The sequence below is a fragment of the Methanomassiliicoccales archaeon genome, from assembly GCA_013415695.1.
GTDB lineage: Archaea > Thermoplasmatota > Thermoplasmata > Methanomassiliicoccales > JAAEEP01 > JAAEEP01.
The window spans coordinates 1-21,637 of record JAAEEP010000016.1 but is presented as its reverse complement, the minus strand read 5'-3'; the positions used below and the strand labels follow the sequence as shown (position 1 = coordinate 21,637).

Sequence of the window (21,637 nt, the reverse complement as noted above, 5' to 3'; positions counted from 1 at the left end):
TAAGTTTCACTGATCTCCTGACACCGAAGTACGAATGAATTAATTCCCCCCTTCATGAAGTATTGCACTTCGAAGCCAATTTAACTAGCGGTAGTGTGGAGGGGTTGGTGGACATATGTCGACTGTGTCCAGTTCTTTGACCTTGGCCCTGAGAAACATGAATGCGGAAGTTGCAAGGAGGAAGCTCACCAGAAGTCCCACGAAGTTGGCGTCAGCGCCGGCGATCACGCCTATGACCGCGAAGAAGTTGAACGCCGCGTGCATCATTATGGCAACCAGCAGGTAATAGAACCAGTGGGCATCGATCCCCTCGTGTTTGGACCGAAGGAAGCGGGCATAACCATACCCCACCACGCCAGTGGCGGATGCATGAAGAAGTGTTGATGAAAGCGCTCTTGCGATAGCAGTAGCTATGAAAACCTCCACCCCGATCAACAGTGCATCAGCGAGGTACAATACGTTCTCTGTGGCGGCGAAGCCAAGGCCAATCGCCACCCCGTAAATGATGCCGTTCTCCACCTCGCCCAGGTAGTCCCGGACGAGAAATATTCCGGTGGCCTTCAGGGTCTCCTCTACTATCGGTGCAACGACTGTCACAAGGAACACAAGCCTCCACTCTGGACTGAGATCTTGGAAGAACCACAGGAAAGAGGCGAATGGGCTGTCCCCCGAGAAGAATATCATGACGATGATCGTCTCGATCACGACAGCGAAGGCCACTGTGTAGGTAGCACCGTATAAGAATGCTCTCGCAACGATTCGATAAGGCTCCCTCTGACAGACCTCAAGATCCCTGACCCAGATGAGATAGATTATGGGCGGCAGGGTAGCGGCGATCACCACCGCGACAAGTCCAAGGATGTCCAGAGCCATTTCCCCATTTATTAGAAGCCTCTGGATAGAAATAACTTGCTCCATTTAAGGATACGAAAATCGAATGGTCTTCCATTGATTGTGTTAAGTTCATAAACGAGGCAATCATTTCACTGAACGATGAAGGAGTCCAACCGGATAGAGGCCGAGAAGGTCGATATAGCTCCCATTTCCGAGGTAAGATCCGTGAAGGACCCAGTTGTCATCGGGAGCGAGTATCCTGCCTACCTCATTGACGAATCGAAGATGACCGGTTGGGCTGACTTCCTTTTCTTCCCGCGATCGGAGGAGGAGCTCGCTTCGGTTTTCAGCTTCTCAAGAGAGAAGGGAGTGAGTTCGTACATCAGCGGAGCGAGGACCGGAATTTCAGGTAGCGCGGTCCCTCAGGGAGGAGGGATCATCTCCACTGATAAGATGTCTGGTTTCCTGGGTCTAGGTTGGGATGAGACGCAGAGCAGATACTTCATCAGAGTGGAACCGGCGGTCACCCTCTCGGAGATCGAGAGGGTGCTCTCGAAGAGAGGAGAAGAGCTCATCGATCTCACTCCAGGCGCCGTGGCCAGGTTCAAGAATGATGCTCCACATCATTATCCCGTTGACCCGACCGAGCAGGGGGCCTCGATCGGTGGAACGGTGGCAACCAATGCTTCGGGCGCAAGGACGTTCAAGTACGGTCCCACGCGAAACTGGGTGAAGCGTATCAGGGTCATGCTGGCCAGCGGTGATATACTGGATATCACCAGGGGCGAGTACCATGCTAAGGACGGAAGTTTCATCATAGAGCTTTCGAACGGAGAGGAAAGAGAGATTCCCATTCCGAAGTACCTGGGACCTCTTGATCATGATGTGAAGAATGCCGCTGGAATATGCGCGTACGAGGGAATGGACCTCATAGACCTATTCATTGGCTCCGAGGGAGTGCTCAGCATAATCACACTGATCGAGGTATGGCTCAAGGAGCTGAAACCCCAGTTCTCCAGCGTCCTTTTCCTCGATGACCTGGAGAGAGCGTTAGAATTCGTAATTGGGTTGAGGTCCGATCAGATCATCACCCCGGAGTACATCGAATTGCTTGACGGTCGAAGCCTGCGAATGCTACGAGATGTCCAGGAAGCCCTCCCTACCAGCCTGGGAGTGCCTCCCATTCCTGTTGACGCAGGCTCAGCAGTCCTTTTCGACATACCCTTCTCGGAGGAGACAATAGAAAGGGATCTAGAAAGAATTGGATGGTTGGCCGGTCAGTGCAATTCATCTTTGGAAAGAAGCTGGTGCGGTCACGAAGGTAGAGAGCTGGAGCGATTCTTCGGCTTCAGACACGCGGTGCCGGAGACGGTCAACGCAATAATCGCCCAGCGAAAGAGGGAACATCCGGCCATGCACAAGTTGGGTACCGATATCTCGGTTCCGGACGGAAGCCTATTGGAGATGATGTCATTCTACACCTCCAGGATGGATACGTCCGGTCTGGACTATGTGATATTTGGCCATATAGGGGACAATCACCCTCACCTTAACATCCTACCCCGGAACCAGGAGGAACTCGAGAGAGGCAAGGTGCTCTACCAGGAGTTCGCGCAAAAGGCTGTCGCCCTTGGCGGTTCGGTCAGCGCCGAGCATGGCATAGGGAAGCTGAAGCGGGATTTTCTCAGGATCATGTACGGCGACAAGGGCGTCGAGGAGATGCGGAGGATCAAGCGATCGCTTGATCCTGGATGGATGCTGAGCCCTGGCAACATATTCGAACCGGAGGTGGGGAACTGAGGATCGTCATCTGCGTGAAGCAGGTTCCAGAGGCCGATTCGGTGAAAGTGAATCCTGAAACTGGAATGATGGTCAGAGAAGGTGTCTCATCCATCCTAAACCCCTTCTGCGAGTATGCTCTGGACGAGGCTTTTCGAATTAAGAACGTGACGGATGAAGAGGTGGAGATCGTCGCCATTTCCATGGGCCCACCCCAGGCCAGATCAGCATTGTTGCGCTGCTTGGAGCTGGGTGCGGATAGGGCGATCCTGCTGAACGACAAGAGCTTTGTCGGCTCTGACTGCTGGGCCACGGCCCTGGTGCTCGAGCGGTGCATCAGGAAAACGATAGGTGACTACGACCTCATCCTTACCGGCAAGCAGGCCATAGACGGGGATACCGCCCAGGTCCCCGCCGAGCTTGCCGAGATGCTGTGCATACCTCAGGTCACGGGGTGTTCAACGATCGAGTTCGCTGGCGACAAGATACTGGCAACGCGAGAGATGGAGAACGGAAAACAGGTGGTGAGGGCTACCATTCCCGCACTAGTCTCCATCGGAAAGGGATCCAACATCAGACGATTCCCCTCGATGGCCGACTTCCTCAAGGCCAGGAGCAAAGAGATAGTGGTGATGGGAGCCAAGGACCTGGATATCAACGAGGAGAGTGTCGGCCTCAGGGGATCTCGCACCCAGGTCGTCAGGGTATTCGTCCCCTCCAGAAGAGAGGGCGGCGTCATCGTTGATGGAACAAACCCGGAGCACGCCGCTGCACTCCTCGTGAAGTTCCTTGAGGAAAAAGGCTTCGAACCGAGAAGGGGGGAGACCAGTGCTGATCATTGATCCGGAAAAATGCGTTGGATGCCGTGCCTGCGAGAAGGGATGTCCCTTTGACGGCTTGGTTATGACCGATAATCTTCCCCAGGTCCTGGAAAACTGCACCCTCTGCGGGATATGCGTGAACCTTTGCGAATATCACGCCATCTCAATTGATCGCCACGGGGGACAAGTCGTTTCCCTCGAGGATTGGAAGGCCATCATGGTCTGGGTTGAATGGGAGGACCGGGGAAACGGTCCACGCATCAAGGATGTGACACTTGAGCTTCTGGGAAAGGCTCGGGGAATGGTCACGACCACCAAAGAGAGTGTCATAGCCGCTCTAGCTGGACCCCCAGGATTAGAAGGGTTGGGTGAAGAGTTGTTCCGATACGGTGCGGATCGGGTCGTGTACTTAGAGAACGAGCTTCTCAAGAGATACACTACCGATGGTTACGCCAATGCTCTCTCCTACCTGATCTCGTCGGATAAACCTTCAGTCGTGCTCTTCGGAGCCACGGTGAATGGAAGGGATCTTGCGCCGAGAATAGCTGCCAGATTAGGAGTGGGCATTACCGCTGACTGCACGGAGCTTAGCATCGATGATGGGGGACAGCTGGTCCAGACCAGGCCGGCCTTCGGTGGAAACGTCATGGCCTCCATCCTGTCCCCGGATACCAGGCCCCAGATGGCAACTGTCAGACCAAGGGTGTTCAAGATACCTCCACCTGACGATAACAGAAAGGGAGTCATCGAGATACCTGAGATGAAGATCTCCAGGAGATCGATAAGGACAGAGATCGTCGAGGAAGTTCGAGAAGAGAAAGAGGATATCAGGATCGAGGAATCCAAAGTCCTGGTGTCGATTGGCCGTGGAATCACCAACCGGGAGAACCTCGAAATGGTGAGAGAGTTGGCCTGTGAGCTCGGGGCCACAATGTCAAGCAGCCGTAGCCTTGTGGAGCTAGGATGGATGCCCCCCTCTAGCCAGGTGGGACAGAGCGGCAAGACCGTGATGCCCAAGCTGTACCTCGCATTGGGGATTTCTGGGGCAATCCAGCATCTTGTTGGCATGAGCTCGTCAGATGTGGTCGTGGCCGTGAACAAGGATCCGGACGCCCCCATTTTCAAGGTGGCCGATTTTGGGATAGTGGGTGATGTATTTGAGGTGGTCCCTGCCATTCTAATGAAGCTGAAGGAAAGAAAAGCTATGGGAGAAGGGCCAGGTTCTCGTGCTTGATCACGTTGCTGTAGTTGCTGTATCCCAGAATGGACTCGATGTCATTGGAATGGGCACCTTTGACCTTCTCCAGCTCTTCGGAGCGATAATCAGTGATTCCTTTGGCGAAGACCTTTCCATCGTGGACGAGTTCTACTATGTCGCCCCTGTCAAACTCCCCTATGATCTCTTTGATACCTGAAGCTAGAAGGCCATTCTTCCCTCCAACCAGGGCTCTCATCGCACCCTTGTCGACCCGTATCTGCCCAGAGGGATTCGCGAGTATGATCCAGCGCTTCCGATTCTTGTCAACCTTCTCATCGCAGATGAAGAGCGTGCCTACCTCATCGCCATCCACGATCTTGGTTATGACCTCCTCGATGCCGTGATTGGCGATGACCATCTTGCAGCCGGACATGCAGCAGATCTTGGCCGCCTGAATCTTGGTGCGCATGCCCCCGACCCCCTTGGTACTGGTGGGATCACCGGCCATGCGCTCGATGTTAGGTGTGATCTTCTCTACGAGAGGTATCAAATGAGCGGTATCGCAGAGCTTTGGATTCCTGTCGCAGAGCCCATCGACATCGGAGAGAATGATCAGCAGGTCGGACTCTATCTTGCTTGCCACCATGGCGGAAAGCGTGTCGTTGTCCCCGAAGACGGCCTCGATCTCCTTGGTGCACACCGCGTCGTTCTCGTTGATGATGGGGACCACGCCATATTCCATCAGGGTGGACAGGTTGTTCCTGAGGTTCAGGTAGGTCTCCCTGTCGGAGTAGAACTCGTAGGTCAAGAGTATCTGCGCAACCTTGAGGTTCACCCTTTCGAACGACTCTCTCCACTCTCTCATGAGCATCCCCTGTCCAACCGAGGCTGCGGCCTGGCGGATGGGTATCTCGAAAGGCTTAGGACGCGCTCCCATCGCGCCCAGACCAAGACCGATGGCTCCGGAGCTGACCAGGATCACCTGGATTCCCCTGTCCATGAGACTCCGTACCTGCCTGGCCAAGTCGTCCATCAGATTGCGATTGACCTGGAATTCATTCCTCATTATCGAGCTTGTTCCTATCTTGATGACCAGCACATTCAAATCGTTAAGAAGTTCACTCCGTCCGCTCACCAACACGCCTCCATCACAACGGGTAATCTTCCTCCAGCTTCCTGTGAGTGAATGTTCTCCCTTCAGGTCCAGAGTAATCGGCGACCACCTGCCCATTTCCAATTAGGACATACTTGTAGATCATCAATCCCTCCATGCCCACGGGTCCTCGGGCATGGATCTTGTTGGTGCTGATACCCACCTCTGCACCCTTTCCATAGCGGTATCCATCAGCGAAGCGGGTTGAGCAATTCACCATGACGCTGGACGAGTCGACTAACGAAACGAATTTGGATGCGCTCTCCTTGTTCTCAGTAACGATCGCATCGGTGTGGTGCGACCCGAACGAATTGATGTGATCGATGGCCTCATCCATTGAGCTGACCGCCCCAATAGAAATGACAAGATCATTGTACTCCGTACACCAGTCCCCTTCGGTCGCGGAGACTATATTGGATTTATCTAGCCCCTTTGCTCCCATGAGCAGTTCGAGCGAGGCGCGATCACACCTAAGTTCCACGCCCTTATCCAATAGGCGCTGGGCCATTGTGGGGAGAAACTTTGTCGCTATTCTGTTATGAACCAGAAGTGTCTCGGCGGCATTGCAGACCGCGGCATACTGCACCTTGGAATCCAGGCTAATATCCCAGGCCTTATCCAGATCTGCTTTCTCGTCGACATAGACATGACAGATGCCGCTGGCGTGTCCGAGGACGGGTATCCGCGTGTTGTCCTGGATATACTGGACGAATTGGTTTGAGCCTCGGGGAATCAGGAGGTCGATATATCGATCCAGATCGAGGATGGCGCTAACGTCCTCCCGGGTCTCCATCAGCTGGAAGGCATCCGTTGGAATTCCCTCCACTGACTCCATGGCCTCTACCAGGATCTCGAAAAGAGTCCGATTCGATCTGACGGCCTCGCTTCCCCCCTTGAACACGGTGGCGTTACCGCTCTTGAGACAGAGAGACATTATCTGAGGGATAACGTCAGGTCTGGACTCGAAGATGACTCCAATGAGTCCGATGGGCGCACTGACCTGATAGAGATTGAGCTCCTCATCCAGCTCGATTGCGTCCAGAGTCTTCCCCACTGGGTCCTCCAGTTCGATTACATCCTTGATGCCAGCGATCATAGCGTCTATCTTCGGTTCAGTCACTATCAGACGCTTGAGCAGTGCCCTGCTCATCTCTCCACTGGCGACCAGTTCTTCGGCCAAGGCCACATCCTTGGCATTTTCCTCGATTATCCGCTCCCTGTTGGAGTCAAGGGCTTCGGCCATTGCCTCGAGCGCCCGATTCTTCAGCCCTGTGGGTTTGCTAGCTAGGACTATGGATGCCCGCTTGGCCCTTTCCACCCTGCTCTTTATGTCCGACCCCATCTAACCACCTTGTCCAGCAGATAATATAGTCTAGTAATGGGTTGCGATGCCGCCAAAATGGACACCCTGCTTTAAATAAATATCATAGAACGGTACCGACTGCCCAAATCATCCCAGTAATAGTGATTCATAGCCATTACAGGAAGGAAGAGATCCAAACATAAGGTCACGAGTAAGTCCCTCATCAATCGCTTCAGGCATTATTCAAGGTCGCACCCATTCTTTATCTTATTTGACCCTCCATATCTTTCACGATAAATATTGCGTGTCCTTCGCTCATCGAAATGGGAGAGTTCGGGGATGTCCCCAGGACAAAAAGATTTATACTATAGACATGAATAAAATCTTTCGCGACCGGCCGGGGGCCATAAATGGAAAGTGAAGAGAAGAATTCGAGGGGAATCCCTCTGATGTTCATTATCAGTATAGGCATATTAGCTGTAGCGTTGCTTTCTATAGACCCCTGGGTTTCACTCCTGGCCGCTGTCCTGATACTGATCCTGATCCGAAAGATCATGAGACCGGTCTACATCAACGTCGCACTTTCCGCATCACTTGCCTTCACGACCGTCATCGCTTTGATGCTGGCCATGCTGTTCAATTTCTACACCTTGGACATAGGTTACCACCTGAAGGAGATAGGCATCGCCGTTGCCTGCCTCTCGATCGCCTTCCTCATCGTCCTATCGATGATATCTCACACAAATTTGACAATGAACAGGGCCATGGCCATACTGTCTGTGCTATTCATCGCCCTTTTCCTTGTGACACTTCTCATTCTCAACCTCTTGGTCTTTGACTTTCTGACAGGTCACGCACTGATCATCGACAACCGCTGGATGATGTTCGCGGTCAGTGATATAGGCTTCATGATCCTGGGGATGTGGGTGGTAATGGTACTCTTCAAGCGATCGATTCCATTCGAGGGATCTGCGGGGGGATCGATCTGAGAAGGGAGACGAAATACTACCTCATCGTATGGAGTACGATAATCATACTGACGGGTGTGCTGGTCTTCTCGATCCTGTTCCTGGACTACTGGTACCACTCCACGAAGGGCGGGATAGAGAATACCATACTCACCTTCTTCCCATACATGCTGGCAGTACTGGCACTCGTGGTTTTGCTCGCATTGGGATGGAAGGGCATCTACATCTTCCCCATACCGATCGTGCTGGCCATATCCGGAGTCCTCATGATGCACGACATAGGGATCTATCTCGGCCTCTACGACGTCTTCATAGACTGGTGGGACAAGGTCGCCCACTACGTGGCGGCGGTGATCGTGGCCTACGTCTCGTTCTTCTTCTTGATCTACCTGGAGAGATACTCCATAACCATCCGTCTCACCGCTCCGTTCATAGTGATCTTCACTCTCGGGTTCACTTGCGCCTTCGGCCTTGGCTGGGAGATATACGAGCTCATCAGCGACGAGGTGCTCGGCTCCACCATGCAGTACATGTCTTACCTCGACACCATGCAGGATGTGATGTCCGATATTCTTGGAGCGTTGACCGTCGCCGGCATTGGGCTTTGGTGGTTGAAGAACCACAGCAAGCAGGAATTCATCGATCTATTCTCAGCTGACAGGCTAATAAATTGGACGAACAGGAAGATGGGCAGGTCCGACAAGGTTCCAGCGGTAGAAGCGGAATCCCCCGAGTAGGCTCCTTTTCTGAGAGTTGAGAGATTGACCGAAGACGGCTCACATAATCATCAAGAGCAGAAGTGTGGATACGAGTAGGGTAACTACCGCAATGGGAAGACCCGCCATTATGAATCTCTTAAAGGATATCTCGACCCCCAACCCTTCTGCCTTCTCAGCCACGATTATGTTAGCTGCGGCACCGAGCAAGGTGGCGTTCCCTGCTAATGTGGAGGATGAAGCTAGGGCGAGCCACAGGTCCGTGCTCTGAACCGGTATCATCTCGCCCAGAAGCATGACCGCGGGAACGTTGCTCACCAGGTTGGACAGTACGGCCGAGAAGAGTGTGAGCGATCCCAAGGTAGGGGTCTCTCCCGGCCCGAAACCTGGAAATAGCGCCTGGATCTCGGCAAGAAGCCCGGAGTCCCTCACGCCCTGCAGAACGATGAAAAGACCGATGAAGAACAGTATTATCGACCAGTCCACCTTTCTCAGGATCTCTCCACTGCGGACATCGGTCATGAGCAACAGGACCATGAAAGTGGCTACCCCGGCCGCGAAGGCCACCATGGAGAGAGGGATCCCAATGAAGCTGCTCAGTGAGAAGCCCATGACCGCAATGAGCGTGATTAGCAGGATCGCCTGTAGCGCCATTCGCCTTTTGCGTAGATTCACCATACCTTCCTTGGCCTGGCTGTCCCCCTCCAAAATGAAATTTCTGAGACGTGACCACCCGTTCTCCCGGGCGAGAGAGCGCAGGGCGGCAGCATCCCCCTTTTCGATGTCCTTCCTGAAGATGATGTATATTAGAACTACGCCGATCAAGAGAGATATCACGGCCACCGGGAGCAGCGCGGCCGAGAACTCCAGGAAGCCTATATCTGCCTTGGTGGCTATGTACGCGTTCTGAGGGTTCCCCACCGCTGTCGCTACGCTCCCAATATTGGCGGCGACCACCTCTCCCACAAGGAAGGGAACGGGATCCGTCTTCACCAGCCTGCAGGTCTTGATGACGATCGGGGTGAACATCAGCACCACCGCGTCGTTCAGGACGAGGGCGGAAAGCACCGCGCTCACCACCATCACAAGCACAAGGAGTCTGAACTGCGTTCCGGAGTACCTGATCATTCGGATCGAGACCCACTCGAAGAGGCCACAGAACTCCAGCCCCACCACCAGGAGCATCATTCCCAGCAGAAGGAACAGTATATCCAGATCGATCGATTCGAGAGCCCTCTCAGGAGTGACCACTCCCAGTATGAGCATGAGAACGGCCCCTACGAGGGCTGCGATCGGGCGATCGAGCTTGATCTTGGGAAGCCGTCTGATCGATATCAGGAAGTATGTGAAGAGGAAAACAGCCAGGGCGATCCAGATGCCATTCACGGGGGGAAATAACGCTTCCTAGCTTAAGGAAATGACCCTCGAACTGTGAAGGAACAAATTTTTCTGTTTCGAATTTTATCTACCCACGGACGAAAGGAGTCCGTTAGATGATCAGGGACGACATCCACTTTGTCTTCGTAATCAATCAATCGTTCCACTGGTTCATAATTGGACTCTTCTTTCCAATATTGATCCTGGTGCAGCTGGACAAGGGTCTGAATCTCCTGGAGGTTGGCGTGACAGCTGCCATTTACTCCGCCACCGTCATCCTCTTGGAGCTCCCAACAGGAGGATTGTCGGACAGCATCGGTCGCAAGAGGGTGTACCTCATCTCGGTCGTGGTCCAGATAATCTCCTACCTGCTTATCCTAATATCCTGGAACTTCATCACCATGGCGTTCGCATTCCTGGCCTTCGGGGTTGCGAGAGCTTTGTCCTCCGGTTCCATGGACGCGTGGTTCGTTGACGAGTTCAACCGGGCGCATCCCGAGGGCAATCTCCAGAAGTCCTTGGCTAAGGTGGGGGTGTTCATCCCTCTAGGGCTGGCCGCGGCATCCATTATCGGTGGGGTGATGCCCATGATCGTTGGACCGTGGTTCGAGCAGATCCCGGGATTCAACATCTACTCGGGCAACCTGGTTTTGATGGTACTACTGGCAATCATCCAGTTCTTCCTGACCTCCGCCCTGGTCTTCGAGCATGGGGAGTTCATCGGAAAGGCCTCTGATGGCTTCAAGAAGCTGCCGGAGATTCTATCCACATCCATCATGTACGGGGCAAGAAACCCGGTCATCAAGATCCTTCTCATGGCCACTGTGGCGGCCGGGTTCGGGTTCGCTGGCCTAGAACTTCTATGGCAGCCCAGGGTCGAGGAACTTATCGGGGTCGATTCGCAGACATGGATATACGGGGTGTTGGCTGCAGGGTACTTCCTGATGGGTTCCCTTGGAAATGCAATATCCGCCTCTTTGAGCGAGAAGATGAAAGGAAGGCTCGCTCTGAGCCTGGTGGGAATGAGGGGCATGATGGGCTTGTTAATGCTGGCCCTTGCATTGCAGGGAGACATCCTGGGATTCGCCTTCTTCTACCTGGTAACATTCGCCTTCAACGGGCTCTCCAGCTCCCCTCACTCTGCAATATTCAACTCACAGGTGCCGGCGGCGAAGCGTTCCACGCTGCTTTCCTTCGAGTCCTTGATCTTGCAGGTCGGCTTCATGACAGGCTCGCTTGCCATGGGAGTAATCTCCAACTCCGTCTCCATCTCCGCCGCGCTGATGGTTAGCGCGATGATACTGACAGGGTCCTGCGTCCTCTACCTTATCCTCTCGGGTTGGGAGAAGAAGGGGAATTGGAGCGCGGAAACGAGAGTCTGATGCCGCGATGTTATTGAATCCAATCAATAGATCAGGCGGAGGATCGCATAAACACCGTTGGATTTGGCATATTCCATGACCCCACTCAGGACGAACTCGGCACCCATGGCGGCTACGAGAAGGCCGATTATCCTGGAAGTGATGTCTATGACATTGTCGCCCAGGAACCTCACGATGAGGGATGCATTCCTGAGCAGGAACCAGGTGAATAGCAGCACTGGAAGCCCAGCAAGTATCGTCAGCAAGTAGCCGTGCTGTCCGGCCAGCACTATGGCCGTGGTCATCACACCCGGACCGGTAAGCAGTGGGGAGGCTATAACCACCCATGCCACGTTCTTCTCCCCCTGCCCTCCTAGCTGGAGACCAAAGATTATCTCCAGGGCCAGCAGGAACAGGATTATGCCCCCGGCCAGCTTGAAGGCGGAGATCGATATATCGAATATCTGAAGGAGATTGTTACCTATGAGAACGAAAATCACGAAGAGAATTATGGAGACCAGGATGGCCTTGTTTGCGCTCTTCACCTTGGCGTCTTCATCCAAGCCCTTGGTGGAGCTGATGAACACTGGAAGCGTGGCAAATGGATCGAATATGAAGAAGAAGATCGCCGCAGCGTACACCAAAGCCTGAAGGTCCATATCGGAGGCATCCTCCGACCATCTCTTAAGGGTTTGCAGAACGGAAGAATATCGGCTCGTTAACGGTTACTTATGAGCTCTCCTCTTGGGATGCGGCATCTGGTGATAGGGCGATCTCCCTGATGATGGAGAGAAGCTCGTCCGTGTTCCTGGCGATCCTATTCTTAAGAGCGCCAACGATCATCGAGTTATCGTAATCGCTCATGAAACTCCTTGGGTCGGTCTTGAGGCCTATACACTCCTTCCCTAGTGCGTAACCGTATCCGATCTCCACGCAAGCGCCGTCGTCGGGAACCCTTCCATCCATCACGAAGAGAACGATATCGGAGTTCCTTATTCCCTTGGTGTCCTCCTCGAAGATCTGCTGGTTCACCTGATCCCAGTCTAGGCCAGACCTCAGGAGGTCATCGACATCGCTGGCTTCCCTCTGAGGGAGGAAAGTCCTATAACCAAGTTCTTCGAGATGTTCGCATATCTCTTCGTTGTAGCGTTTCTCAGCTTGTGAGAACATAGGTCCGGCGATGTAAATCGTAATTGTCATTGGAAATCATCCTGCGATCGATTGGGTAGGCACTACCAATGCAGATGTGATTAATCCCTCTTTCTGAAGGATGAACGAATCTGCCTTGAATTGAGATGAGATATCCCTGGTAAAATTGAAATTCTCACAGTTCGTACATCAATGGGGGAAGCTCTTGAACCACGATCGAACAGAATTGACATATGATGAGGTTCTGGACCGCATCGACATTCATGAAGGAGAGGAAGTTGAGGAGGTCATCGGGGCCGTCTATGCCGATGTTAAGGCGATGGCCAGACCCCTACCGAAAAAACTGGGGGTTTATGGTTACCCCTCACTCCATAGGCATGATCTGGTTTGGGCCGAAATGACCAGATACTGCTATCAGTTATGCATCCTTCTTTTCACTAATAGGAGAGTCATCAGCCTTTGCAGGAAGAGGGCTTTTCAACCTCCATACGGTTACACCATTGTTGAAAAATCATTTGAATACGAATCGATAGTGGACGTGGTCGAGGAAGAGCCCCTGGTCGAGATCATTTGCAGAGAGGAAAGAACCTCAATCTTGCATTTCATCGAGTTCTACGAAATCGATCCAACAAAGCCAGTGTTTAGAAAGCGAAGGAAGACAATCCACAATTCCGTGTTCGTCGACTCATTGAGGAAGCAGATCGAAATGAGTTCGAAGACTTGATACACCCTCTCCCGAAATTGGACCGATCTCGCCTTTTACCAAGTTGGCTTCGACCGAATGATCAACCCCCTATCTTCTTATAATCCCAAATAAATGGTATTTTTTATTATATTCGGAGGGGGACGAAATGGAAAAGATCGTTCAGATACAAGGGGTAACAAAGGAATACCAGAGCGGAGACAAGATGATCAAAGCGGTCAACGATCTCAGTCTGGATATCGGGAAAGGCAAGTTCGTCGTCATTCTTGGACCAAGCGGCTCTGGCAAGACGACCCTTCTGAACATCATCTCGGGCTTGATCTCGCCCACCGAGGGTAATGTGATGGTGGGAGACAAGCAGATCACCTCCCTGAACGATGATGAGGCCACCAGGTTCAGGGCAGAGTCGATCGGTTTCGTATTCCAGTTCTTCAATCTTTTCCCCACATTGAACGCGTTGGAGAACATCGAGATCGGCCTTGCTCTAAAGATCAAAGATCCCAAGGAGTTGAGGGAGCGTTCCTTAAGGTATCTCGATATGGTGGGATTAAAGGGAATGGAGGCGAAATTCCCCGATCAACTGTCCGGTGGAGAGCAGCAAAGGGTCTCGGTGGCAAGGGCACTGGCAATGGAGCCTGAACTACTGATCGCGGACGAGCCCACCGGAAACCTCGATGCTGAGACGGGAGAGACGATCTGGGAGCTGATCAGGGACCTCAACAGGGAGACAGGGACGACAGTGCTGGCGGTCACTCACTGGGACGAGGCTTCTCAATTCGCGGATGTAACCATCCGCATCCGATCGGGGAGGATCGAGAGCATCAAGGACAGGGAAGGGACGGCGGCATGACCCGCTACCTCTACCGGAAGCAGAACAGGGAGCTCAGAAGGATCAAGTTCCGAGCCATTGGGGCGGGGCTGCTCATCTTCTTCGCCGTCGCCCTCTACATCGGGATGGGTTCGATGATCCCCTCGGCCCAGAGCACTCTGGAGCAAGTCGTCGAGGATCAGCACCTCAGCGACCTGGTGGTGAGGGTGGAGCTCGCCCCCGAGAGCGAGCTGGCACAGCTGGAGGCGATCGATGGCGTGGAGGAGGCGGAGGCGAGACTAGACTTCGCTTCCAGGATAATGGTGAGGGGCGAGCAGGTCGCCGCCACCCTGCTGGGTATAGACCCTTCCAGCCCACCAGACATCAACATCCTGGAGATCCCCCAGGGCAGCGGAACCTACTTCTCCCAGGATTGGAACGACACTGTCATATTGGAGAAGGGGTACGCGGATAACGCTGGTATTGGGGTGGGAGATTCGATCTCGCTGATGACCAGCTCGGGCTGGGACGAGAAGATTGTGGTTGGGCTTGCATACTCCCCTGAGTTCATCTTCATGCCGATCAACCCCCAGTCAATAATGCCGATCCCAGGCTCCATGGCCGTTGTGTACCTACCGGAGCCGTCACTCCGCCAGTCCTTCGGTGTCCCCGCAGCGATGGTCAACGAGTTCCTCTTCCTTCTGGAGGATGGCAAGGAGATGGCGGCCAAGCAGAGCATCACCGAGGAGCTGGCCGACGACACCGTAATATACACCCAGACCCAGGACGAGCTGTACGGGTATGCGCTCATCAAGGAGGATCTCAAGCAGGGTGAGATGTTCGCCGGCGTGATCGCAGGGCTCATCCTCATCGTGGCGTTCTTCGTGGTCTACTCCTCCTTCACAAGGATGGTCCAGGAACAGCGCAGGGAGATCGGTATCACTCGGGCTCTTGGATACCGCAGGGGGCAGGTACTGATGTCCTACGTCTACCTGGCGCTGATCGTGGGGGGATTCAGCTCCCTGGCCGGTGTTCTCCTAGGGATACCCGTGGGGCAGATGCTTGGCGATTACTATGCTCAGCTTGCCATCCACGCCTCCAGCGCGGTGTTCATCCTTCCCCTTGAGATGGTGCTCACTGGCGCTGTGTTTGGTCCCATCACCGCGATACTGGCCTCGACGATCGCGGTCTGGAGCACGGTGAGGATGGAACCCCATGAGGCCATCAAGGGGACCAGGAACCGCATGAGGAAGAGGCGTAAGGAGACGAAGGTCAGCCCACCCAGAAAAATGAATTACATGTTGAAGTACGCCTGGAGGAAGATGATCAGGCAGAAGGGGCGAACCGCGATCATGGTGGTGGCGGTCGCCTTCTCCGTGGTCATGGGGAGCATGTCCTTCCTCATGATAGCCTCCTTCGAGAACTCCATCGCAGCCACCATCGACAACGACGACTGGGACCTCATAGTGGACTACGCCGCTCCCATCGATAGGGAGAACGCCTCCTCGATCACCTCCCCCTATATCGTGGACGAGGTCATGGTCTCCAAGGTGTCGTCGCTGTGGGAGAGCGACGGGAGCAACGGGACGGCTCTGGTCATCGGGATGGGATGGAACCAGACCCTCCACAGGTTCTCTCTCGACAGGGGGAGGCTGGCCGAGAGATCGAACGAGAGCATGATTAGCTACTTACTCGCGAACGATGAAGGGCTCTCTCCGGGCGACTCCATAACCCTCTCCACGCCGATAGGGACATCCCACCTCATCATCACAGGCATCGTAAACGACATGATAGGATCGATATACGTCAACGACTCCATCATTGGGGAGATATCCGGAGTAGAGCTGTTCAGCGGTGCCTACCTGAAGGTGCAGGACGGTCACATCGATGAGGTGGAGGAGACCTTCCTGGGGTCCCAGCTGGTCGCGAACATACAGGAGAAGGGCAACATCAAGTCGGGAATGCTGGACTTCTTCACAAACTACGAGGATGTCCTGTACCTCTTCGGTCTAATCAGCGTCCTCATAGCCGCAATTGCTATCTCGAACATCGTTTATGTGAGCGTGCTGGAGCGGAGGGCGGAGTACAGCCAGCTCAGGGCAATAGGGTACCGTCGGAAGGAGGTTGCCAAGAGCGTGTATCTCGAGGTCGTAATCCTCATCATAATAGGGGCATTGGTGGCGATACCGCTTCTGTGGCTGGTGATGGAATCCATGGCCACGGAGTTCAGGATCTTCTTCCCGATGTACCAGACCATATTGTATCTGGGCGACTGGTACGGATACGGAGTCATAGTGGTGATGACATTTGTATTGGGATTGCTGGCCTCGGTGCCCGCAATACGATACATTACCAAGCTAGATGTAGCAAATACTGTCACTGGGGGGCGCTTTGGCTAAGATTCCAATGGTCTCGAGATCATTATGGTTCGAACTCTCCCCCTGGTAAAGATTACAAATGAAATTAAGTCTCGAATTTGGTTAGCGAATGAAAATATATCATGAACGCAATCCACTGTTCTTGTGGCTATTGAATTGCTGTTACCATCCGATCTGGTGTCCATCTTCCTGATAGCCATAGGGTTGCTGATCATAGGCATGTGGACCGCCCTTCTTCTTGGTAAGAAGGTCGACGACCTTGAGACGAATCGGTTGGGAATGATCTACCACATAATCGCCGAATTCCTGACGGGATTGCTGCTGGTGGCAGCCGGAGTCTCCTCGATTCTTGACGCTCGCTGGTCATTTGAAATCAGCCTGGTTGCACTGGGCATGCTCATTTATACGGTCATCAACAGCGCTGGGTATTACGCCCAGAGGGGTGAGAAGGCAATGGTCTTCATGTTCGTGTTCCTTGGAGCCCTTGCATTGATCGCCATAGTCTCGCTGATCGTTTGAAGTCCATTTTGATCAAAGAATGGCAAATTGCCCTTCAATACGATATTTGCTTTCGATTTCACCGGTGAATCGTTTAGGATTCGCAACGTTTCTCAATGATGCTCGATCGATGCTACTGACTCCGTTCATCCTGGAATGAAAGGATTATAACGACAGATTCAATCACCTGGACAGTACCCTCTCTGCTGATTCTGGAACAACGGGTGCAGTCAATGATTCGTACGGGGGGATTTAGACGAACGGCCAGGAGATGCAGAAGTCGGGAAGGAGATGGGTTCTGCCCAAGAGATCCGCCGCAGTTCTGGCAATCATCATTCTCCTGAACGCACTTCCCGCCCTTGCAACCGATATGTATCTCGCAGCCCTACCTGAGATGAGTGTCGAGCTCGATGCTCCCGTTAGCCTGCTGAACCTCAACCTGATACTGTTCTTCCTATTCTACGGCATCGGCCTTTTACTCTGGGGACCGCTCTCCGACAAGTATGGGAGAAGGCCTGCGCTGATAGCGGGCATGGCCGCGTTCGTCTTCTTCAGCGTTCTCTGCGGGCTATCGACGAACGTCTACGAGCTGATAGTATTCCGGGCACTGCAGGGCATCTTCGGAGGTGTCGCTGTCGCCGTTTCCACGGCCATGGTGAGGGACATCTATGACGGTCATGAGAGGGAGAGGGCATTCGCCATGGTGAGCATGATGATGGCCATGGGCCCTGTCATCGCCCCCATCGTCGGTGCAGCATTGCTGCAGGTGATCACCTGGAACGGAATATTCTTCCTACTGGCGGCAATTGGAATGATCGCACTTGCCGGCTGCATTCTAATGGATGAGTCGATCTCTCAAAGAGCGGACAGGAAAGTGCTCGCTGCCCTGGCACAGCTGGGCGTGGTCCTCAGGAATCGCAAGTTCTCCAATTTGCTACCAAGCCTGTCTCCCCTGGGCATCATCATCTTCGTGTGGGTTGGCACCTCCACATATATCCTGATCGATGATTTCGGATTGAGCAAGGGAGAGTTCAGCCTCTTCTTCGCAGCGAATGGTATGTTCCTGCTGATCGGACCTTTCCTTTACTTGATACTGGCGAGATATTTCAACCGGCTGAAAATAGTAGCTGCCAGCATTGCGGTAATTGTGATAAGCGGAATCCTGATCATGACCCTGGGAGAGCTGGGTCCGATCCCATTCCTTCTCTCGGTGATACCAGCAACCCTGGCGGTATCCATCACCAGGCCTCCGAGCTTCGATATCGCACTTTCCCAGGTGGACACCGACATCGGCTCGGCCTCCTCCATATTCAACTTCCTTTTCATGGCCATAGGGGCGGGAGGAATGATGATCGCATCCCTGGAATGGCAGAGCAGAATAGCGGTCATGGGTATCATCTTCGCCGTTGTAGGCATATTCAGCCTATTCGCATGGCTCACTGTGTATAAGCAGTACAGCTCGGAACCTGAAGAATCGCATCAACTGGAATCCGTCGGTGGAAAATAGATTCTTGACGCCATCTCGGTTGAAGGAGCCGATTATGGGATACCTATTTCTCTCAAGAGGCACTAGTTAATACGGAGGGGTAATTGGTGAAGTGTCCCAACTGTGGCAAGGATGTGTCCAGGAGTGACGAGACATGTTGGAGCTGCGGTACACTCCTTAGATACGGGGAGCCAAAAGGCACGCTCCAATCATCCATGCAAGGAAAGTGGATGAGAATTTTCTTGCCCGAAATCGAATTGCCCAAGAATATATCCTTGTTCATCGGTCTTGTCGCCCTTGTCATGCTGATTCTGATCGGCACACTGATGGCTATCATTTTTTTTAGCTATACTACTGAAGGACCTCAGACAACCAACAATCTAACCATCACTGAGTATCACACAAACGAGTACTATGATCAGATTTGGTTCTTCATCACAGTCGAGAACAAAGGAACGGTAATCAGCCATGGTACGCTCGTCGCAGAAGTGATGTCTAATCAAGGCACGTACATAGGATCTCAGTACATCTCGGTCGCGCCCGGTGACAATGATATAATCATGGTTATTGTTCAATTGCCCAATAATATAGAATCTGGTTCCTACATGACGAGCTGTCATCTCCAGGCGTGAGTCAACTCTGAAGCTTGAGTTGCGATCAGATTCCGATTCCTCGTGCCATAGTTTGAGGAACTTGACCTTGTGCGACCCACATACAGGGTAAACCCAGTCGCCAAGCAGTTCCCCAAGAACGGTCCCTGGCGGTATTCCGTTCTCGGGATCTCCTTCTTCGGAATCGCATACATAACCACAAACAGTGCATCCCCACTTATCTATGGCAATCACTCACCAACATTATTGTTCGATGGACGATTTGAACCTATCAGCTAAGATGGGGAGCTGACACACCACCTTTTCAACTCTTGGTTAATTGGAAAATATTACGAGGGGGAAGATTCCAATCACATCCTGGAGATCTCATGACAAAAATGAATCTTAGTGATGACGAACTGTACGAGAAGATGACAAGATGTCTATGCACCAGGAAATGCCCTTCATACTCCGTATGTGCAAAGATCAGGGAGCAGAGGTTCTTCTGCACGAAGGGGAAGAGCCCCACCAACTGCGTTCACGATGAGATTGGATGCATATGTCCTGAATGTCCAGTGGGTAATGAGCTTGGAAAAAAGAGTATCTACTACTGTAGGTACGATGAAGGAATCTAGGATATCTAGAGCATAAATGATAACCCGGTTCAAAGTTCCCTGAATTGCTGTTCATCACCTGAATCGGATTCGAACTCCATCGGTTTTCCGCAGATAATGCTCTCCCTCATGTACTTGTGGATATCCTCGGGAAGTTCCTCACCGCAAATGCAGATCGTGTTTCCTTCCCCTTTGTAGACATACAGGCCGCAGAAAGGACACATTGGCATATGAATCCCCAACTTTCACAATATTGTCGTTTTCTGATATATATAAACTTGTACTATTATCGTTTGAAATGTACGACATTAGACGAATAATAGAGTAGAGTGATTGAGGACTTTGTGAACGCCTCAGTGAAGTATTGAAAACCGTTTCTAAGCGTAGCTTTCAATTGAAATTTGAGTCATAGATCATCTTTGTTGCTCCAATTGATGGTAATATGACATGAAATGAGATCATTGGTTCTTGCGGAGAACTGAAAATCGAGCACAGAAAGATTCTTAGATTCCAATTCACTAATTTCTATTGGTTGGAGGGATCATCTTGTTCTGTCCGAGATGCGGAGGGGAGAGCCGGGACGGCTATCAATTCTGTATGCATTGTGGATTCAACTTCAAAGAGGGCAGAGCACCAGAGTATCCATATCCTCCATATCAGCCTCGACCTGGAATGTATCCCATCCCTGATCGTAAAGATCCAGGGATAGCGACCATTTTGGCATTACTGCCTGGATTGATAGGGATACTGGGGGTAGGGCACATCTATGTGGGAAAAATGATTCAAGGATTCCTGCTGCTTATCCTCGGCATTTTCCTGGACGCTCTACTTGTTGGAAGCATTTTCCTCGGTTTCATCACCATGGGAGTTGGGTTCATTCTCACTGTAATCATCTTGGCGGTCATTCTGATCATACTGATCTTTCAAACGCTCGATGCCAACAGATTGGCCAAGCAGTACAACGACCACGTTCTCAGGTATGGAAGAGCGCCTTGGTGAAGCGAGAATCTTTGAGTAAATTAGAATGGTTGGAAGAATCCTTTCTGTCACCCACAATCCATATGAAAAAAAGAAATAATCCGACATCATTTATTTTTCAAGGAGGGGATCTGTCTTGGCAACTTGGAATGAAATCTATGATAATCTCATTCTCAAACTTTCTTTGAGCGTAGAATCCGATTGGGAATTTGATGAAGATGATCTGGAATTCGCGATCAGTACCACATTCGGATACGATGATAGAACGATTGATAAGTATAAGAAAATCTTAATAAAAAATAGGGCAATTGAAGAATTGTCCGATGGCAGGTACCGGATAAATACGAAGCATCCGGATTTTAAATCTCTGGGACTCGATGATATTCTGTAGAATATTGATGGCAAATTTCTATTTCCAATGAGAATCGGTCAGAACCCTTAGATGAAATATTGGGGCAAACATGTGAATAATCTTATCTTCATGATTCACGATAGATAGGATAGGTGAGGGAGGTGAGATGTCATTTCTGCGGGGAGAGGGTCTCGAGAGATGATGAGACCTGCTGGAACTGTGGCATCATGCTCAGGTATGAGGAGCCCAGGGGAACCCTCCAAGAGGAAATGCAGAGCAGATACGAGCCCAACGAGTGGGTTAGCAGGAACATGAAGACCATATTCGCCATAGGCGTCGTCCTTGGGATCATCTTGGCTGCATTGGGTGCGATCTATTTGTACCAGGAGATGTTCAAGTCGTCCACCTCCGGGAACCTGAGCATTACTGATTACATCTACGGAGAGGTGGATGACAGCGTCTGGTTCGCCATCTACATCAAGAACGATGGTATCTCGTTTGACTCCCGGACGGTGATAGCGGAGGTGACCACGCCCTCGGGCACCTACACCAACAGCATCGAGATCGGGGC

24 protein-coding genes are annotated in these 21,637 nt (G+C 52.3%); 16 read left to right on the top strand and 8 right to left on the bottom strand.

What is annotated here, in order from left to right:
• Positions 1-84: 84 nt before the first annotated feature.
• Positions 85-873 carry a PrsW family intramembrane metalloprotease gene (locus GKC03_08285; protein NYT12526.1) on the bottom strand — a complete coding sequence of 263 codons (789 nt, stop codon included), beginning with the start codon at positions 871-873 and terminating at the stop codon, positions 85-87.
• Positions 874-993: 120 nt separating this feature from the next.
• Here GKC03_08285 and GKC03_08280 point away from each other — a divergent pair, with 120 nt between their 5' ends.
• From GKC03_08280 to GKC03_08270, 3 genes are read left to right on the top strand one after another with little or no spacing between them, the layout of a single operon-like run.
• Positions 994-2,634: an FAD-binding oxidoreductase gene (locus tag GKC03_08280; GenBank protein NYT12525.1), complete on the top strand. Its 1,641-nt coding sequence runs from the start codon at positions 994-996 to the stop codon at positions 2,632-2,634.
• A complete protein-coding gene (locus GKC03_08275; GenBank protein ID NYT12524.1) occupies positions 2,586-3,455 on the top strand; it encodes an electron transfer flavoprotein subunit beta/FixA family protein in 870 nt (289 codons plus the stop codon). Before GKC03_08280 ends, GKC03_08275 begins: the two co-directional genes overlap by 49 nt.
• Positions 3,442-4,668, top strand: a complete 1,227-nt coding sequence (locus tag GKC03_08270; GenBank protein NYT12523.1) for an electron transfer flavoprotein subunit alpha — start codon at positions 3,442-3,444, stop codon at positions 4,666-4,668. Before GKC03_08275 ends, GKC03_08270 begins: the two co-directional genes overlap by 14 nt.
• On the opposite strand, the gene proB is transcribed toward GKC03_08270, so the two are convergent.
• Together proB and GKC03_08260 are read right to left on the bottom strand one after the other, a co-directional pair.
• A complete protein-coding gene (proB, locus tag GKC03_08265; GenBank protein ID NYT12522.1) occupies positions 4,637-5,863 on the bottom strand; it encodes a glutamate 5-kinase in 1,227 nt (408 codons plus the stop codon). The two genes, GKC03_08270 and proB, sit on opposite strands and share 32 nt — an antisense overlap.
• Positions 5,781-7,127 carry a glutamate-5-semialdehyde dehydrogenase gene (locus tag GKC03_08260; protein NYT12521.1) on the bottom strand — a complete coding sequence of 449 codons (1,347 nt, stop codon included), beginning with the start codon at positions 7,125-7,127 and terminating at the stop codon, positions 5,781-5,783. The genes proB and GKC03_08260 overlap by 83 nt, the downstream gene beginning before the upstream one ends.
• Positions 7,128-7,498: 371 nt before the next feature.
• On the opposite strand from GKC03_08260, the gene GKC03_08255 reads away from it, so the two are divergent.
• Both GKC03_08255 and GKC03_08250 read left to right on the top strand, forming a co-directional pair.
• Complete coding sequence (locus GKC03_08255) at positions 7,499-8,077, top strand: hypothetical protein (protein NYT12520.1); 579 nt, start codon at positions 7,499-7,501, stop codon at positions 8,075-8,077.
• Positions 8,011-8,793 (top strand): hypothetical protein, encoded by a 783-nt coding sequence (locus tag GKC03_08250; protein ID NYT12519.1) that lies wholly within the window; start codon positions 8,011-8,013, stop codon positions 8,791-8,793. Before GKC03_08255 ends, GKC03_08250 begins: the two co-directional genes overlap by 67 nt.
• A 39-nt stretch (positions 8,794-8,832) precedes the next feature.
• Here GKC03_08250 and GKC03_08245 read toward each other — a convergent pair whose 3' ends face one another.
• Complete coding sequence (locus tag GKC03_08245) at positions 8,833-10,158, bottom strand: arsenic ABC transporter (GenBank protein NYT12518.1); 1,326 nt, start codon at positions 10,156-10,158, stop codon at positions 8,833-8,835.
• 107 nt (positions 10,159-10,265) lie between these two features.
• Between GKC03_08245 and GKC03_08240 the strand changes: the two genes are divergently transcribed.
• Positions 10,266-11,531 carry an MFS transporter gene (locus tag GKC03_08240; protein NYT12517.1) on the top strand — a complete coding sequence of 422 codons (1,266 nt, stop codon included), beginning with the start codon at positions 10,266-10,268 and terminating at the stop codon, positions 11,529-11,531.
• A 23-nt stretch (positions 11,532-11,554) separates the two neighbouring features.
• Here the strand turns inward: GKC03_08240 and GKC03_08235 are convergent, their stop codons facing one another.
• On the bottom strand, positions 11,555-12,169 hold the full coding sequence (locus GKC03_08235; GenBank protein NYT12516.1) for a MarC family protein: 615 nt from the start codon (positions 12,167-12,169) through the stop codon (positions 11,555-11,557).
• A gap of 70 nt (positions 12,170-12,239) precedes the next feature.
• On the bottom strand, positions 12,240-12,710 hold the full coding sequence (locus GKC03_08230; protein NYT12515.1) for a nucleoside 2-deoxyribosyltransferase: 471 nt from the start codon (positions 12,708-12,710) through the stop codon (positions 12,240-12,242).
• Positions 12,711-12,864: 154 nt separating this feature from the next.
• On the opposite strand from GKC03_08230, the gene GKC03_08225 reads away from it, so the two are divergent.
• From GKC03_08225 to GKC03_08200, 6 genes are all read left to right on the top strand, one after another.
• On the top strand, positions 12,865-13,383 hold the full coding sequence (locus GKC03_08225; GenBank protein NYT12514.1) for a hypothetical protein: 519 nt from the start codon (positions 12,865-12,867) through the stop codon (positions 13,381-13,383).
• 127 nt (positions 13,384-13,510) lie between these two features.
• On the top strand, positions 13,511-14,212 hold the full coding sequence (locus GKC03_08220) for an ABC transporter ATP-binding protein (protein NYT12513.1): 702 nt from the start codon (positions 13,511-13,513) through the stop codon (positions 14,210-14,212).
• Complete coding sequence (locus tag GKC03_08215; GenBank protein NYT12512.1) at positions 14,209-16,569, top strand: ABC transporter permease; 2,361 nt, start codon at positions 14,209-14,211, stop codon at positions 16,567-16,569. The genes GKC03_08220 and GKC03_08215 overlap by 4 nt, the downstream gene beginning before the upstream one ends.
• A 123-nt stretch (positions 16,570-16,692) precedes the next feature.
• Positions 16,693-17,067 (top strand): hypothetical protein, encoded by a 375-nt coding sequence (locus GKC03_08210; GenBank protein NYT12511.1) that lies wholly within the window; start codon positions 16,693-16,695, stop codon positions 17,065-17,067.
• 250 nt (positions 17,068-17,317) lie between these two features.
• Entirely contained in the window at positions 17,318-18,553 is a 1,236-nt protein-coding gene (locus tag GKC03_08205; protein ID NYT12510.1) for a multidrug effflux MFS transporter, read from the top strand.
• Positions 18,554-18,639: 86 nt separating this feature from the next.
• The gene (locus tag GKC03_08200; protein NYT12509.1) at positions 18,640-19,164 is read left to right on the top strand and encodes a hypothetical protein; all 525 of its coding nucleotides are present in this window, start codon (positions 18,640-18,642) and stop codon (positions 19,162-19,164) included.
• On the opposite strand, the gene GKC03_08195 is transcribed toward GKC03_08200, so the two are convergent.
• Positions 18,913-19,368, bottom strand: a complete 456-nt coding sequence (locus GKC03_08195) for a rubredoxin (GenBank protein NYT12508.1) — start codon at positions 19,366-19,368, stop codon at positions 18,913-18,915. The two genes, GKC03_08200 and GKC03_08195, sit on opposite strands and share 252 nt — an antisense overlap.
• Positions 19,369-19,520: 152 nt before the next feature.
• On the opposite strand from GKC03_08195, the gene GKC03_08190 reads away from it, so the two are divergent.
• Positions 19,521-19,757, top strand: a complete 237-nt coding sequence (locus GKC03_08190) for a DUF2769 domain-containing protein (protein ID NYT12507.1) — start codon at positions 19,521-19,523, stop codon at positions 19,755-19,757.
• A 29-nt stretch (positions 19,758-19,786) separates the two neighbouring features.
• Here the strand turns inward: GKC03_08190 and GKC03_08185 are convergent, their stop codons facing one another.
• Entirely contained in the window at positions 19,787-19,966 is a 180-nt protein-coding gene (locus GKC03_08185) for a hypothetical protein (protein NYT12506.1), read from the bottom strand.
• Positions 19,967-20,282: 316 nt separating this feature from the next.
• On the opposite strand from GKC03_08185, the gene GKC03_08180 reads away from it, so the two are divergent.
• The 3 genes from GKC03_08180 to GKC03_08170 all read left to right on the top strand — a co-directional run.
• A complete protein-coding gene (locus tag GKC03_08180; GenBank protein NYT12505.1) occupies positions 20,283-20,735 on the top strand; it encodes a zinc ribbon domain-containing protein in 453 nt (150 codons plus the stop codon).
• A 115-nt stretch (positions 20,736-20,850) separates the two neighbouring features.
• On the top strand, positions 20,851-21,105 hold the full coding sequence (locus GKC03_08175) for a hypothetical protein (GenBank protein NYT12504.1): 255 nt from the start codon (positions 20,851-20,853) through the stop codon (positions 21,103-21,105).
• A 113-nt stretch (positions 21,106-21,218) separates the two neighbouring features.
• Positions 21,219-21,637 (top strand): hypothetical protein (locus GKC03_08170; protein ID NYT12503.1); only part of this gene is annotated, 419 nt, incomplete at its 3' end.

What these genes read in the sequence shown, in the direction of transcription:
- GKC03_08285 (NYT12526.1), bottom strand. Translation starts at nt 873, where the DNA reads ATGGCTCTGGACATCCTTGGACTTGTCGCGGTGGTGATCGCCGCTACC.
- GKC03_08280 (NYT12525.1), top strand. Translation starts at nt 994, where the DNA reads ATGAAGGAGTCCAACCGGATAGAGGCCGAGAAGGTCGATATAGCTCCC.
- GKC03_08275 (NYT12524.1), top strand. Translation starts at nt 2,586, where the DNA reads ATGGATGCTGAGCCCTGGCAACATATTCGAACCGGAGGTGGGGAACTG.
- proB (NYT12522.1), bottom strand. Translation starts at nt 5,863, where the DNA reads ATGGGCAGGTGGTCGCCGATTACTCTGGACCTGAAGGGAGAACATTCA.
- GKC03_08260 (NYT12521.1), bottom strand. Translation starts at nt 7,127, where the DNA reads ATGGGGTCGGACATAAAGAGCAGGGTGGAAAGGGCCAAGCGGGCATCC.
- GKC03_08255 (NYT12520.1), top strand. Translation starts at nt 7,499, where the DNA reads ATGGAAAGTGAAGAGAAGAATTCGAGGGGAATCCCTCTGATGTTCATT.
- GKC03_08240 (NYT12517.1), top strand. Translation starts at nt 10,266, where the DNA reads ATGATCAGGGACGACATCCACTTTGTCTTCGTAATCAATCAATCGTTC.
- GKC03_08235 (NYT12516.1), bottom strand. Translation starts at nt 12,169, where the DNA reads ATGGACCTTCAGGCTTTGGTGTACGCTGCGGCGATCTTCTTCTTCATA.
- GKC03_08230 (NYT12515.1), bottom strand. Translation starts at nt 12,710, where the DNA reads ATGACAATTACGATTTACATCGCCGGACCTATGTTCTCACAAGCTGAG.
- GKC03_08220 (NYT12513.1), top strand. Translation starts at nt 13,511, where the DNA reads ATGGAAAAGATCGTTCAGATACAAGGGGTAACAAAGGAATACCAGAGC.
- GKC03_08215 (NYT12512.1), top strand. Translation starts at nt 14,209, where the DNA reads ATGACCCGCTACCTCTACCGGAAGCAGAACAGGGAGCTCAGAAGGATC.
- GKC03_08205 (NYT12510.1), top strand. Translation starts at nt 17,318, where the DNA reads ATGCAGAAGTCGGGAAGGAGATGGGTTCTGCCCAAGAGATCCGCCGCA.
- GKC03_08190 (NYT12507.1), top strand. Translation starts at nt 19,521, where the DNA reads ATGAATCTTAGTGATGACGAACTGTACGAGAAGATGACAAGATGTCTA.
- GKC03_08185 (NYT12506.1), bottom strand. Translation starts at nt 19,966, where the DNA reads ATGCCAATGTGTCCTTTCTGCGGCCTGTATGTCTACAAAGGGGAAGGA.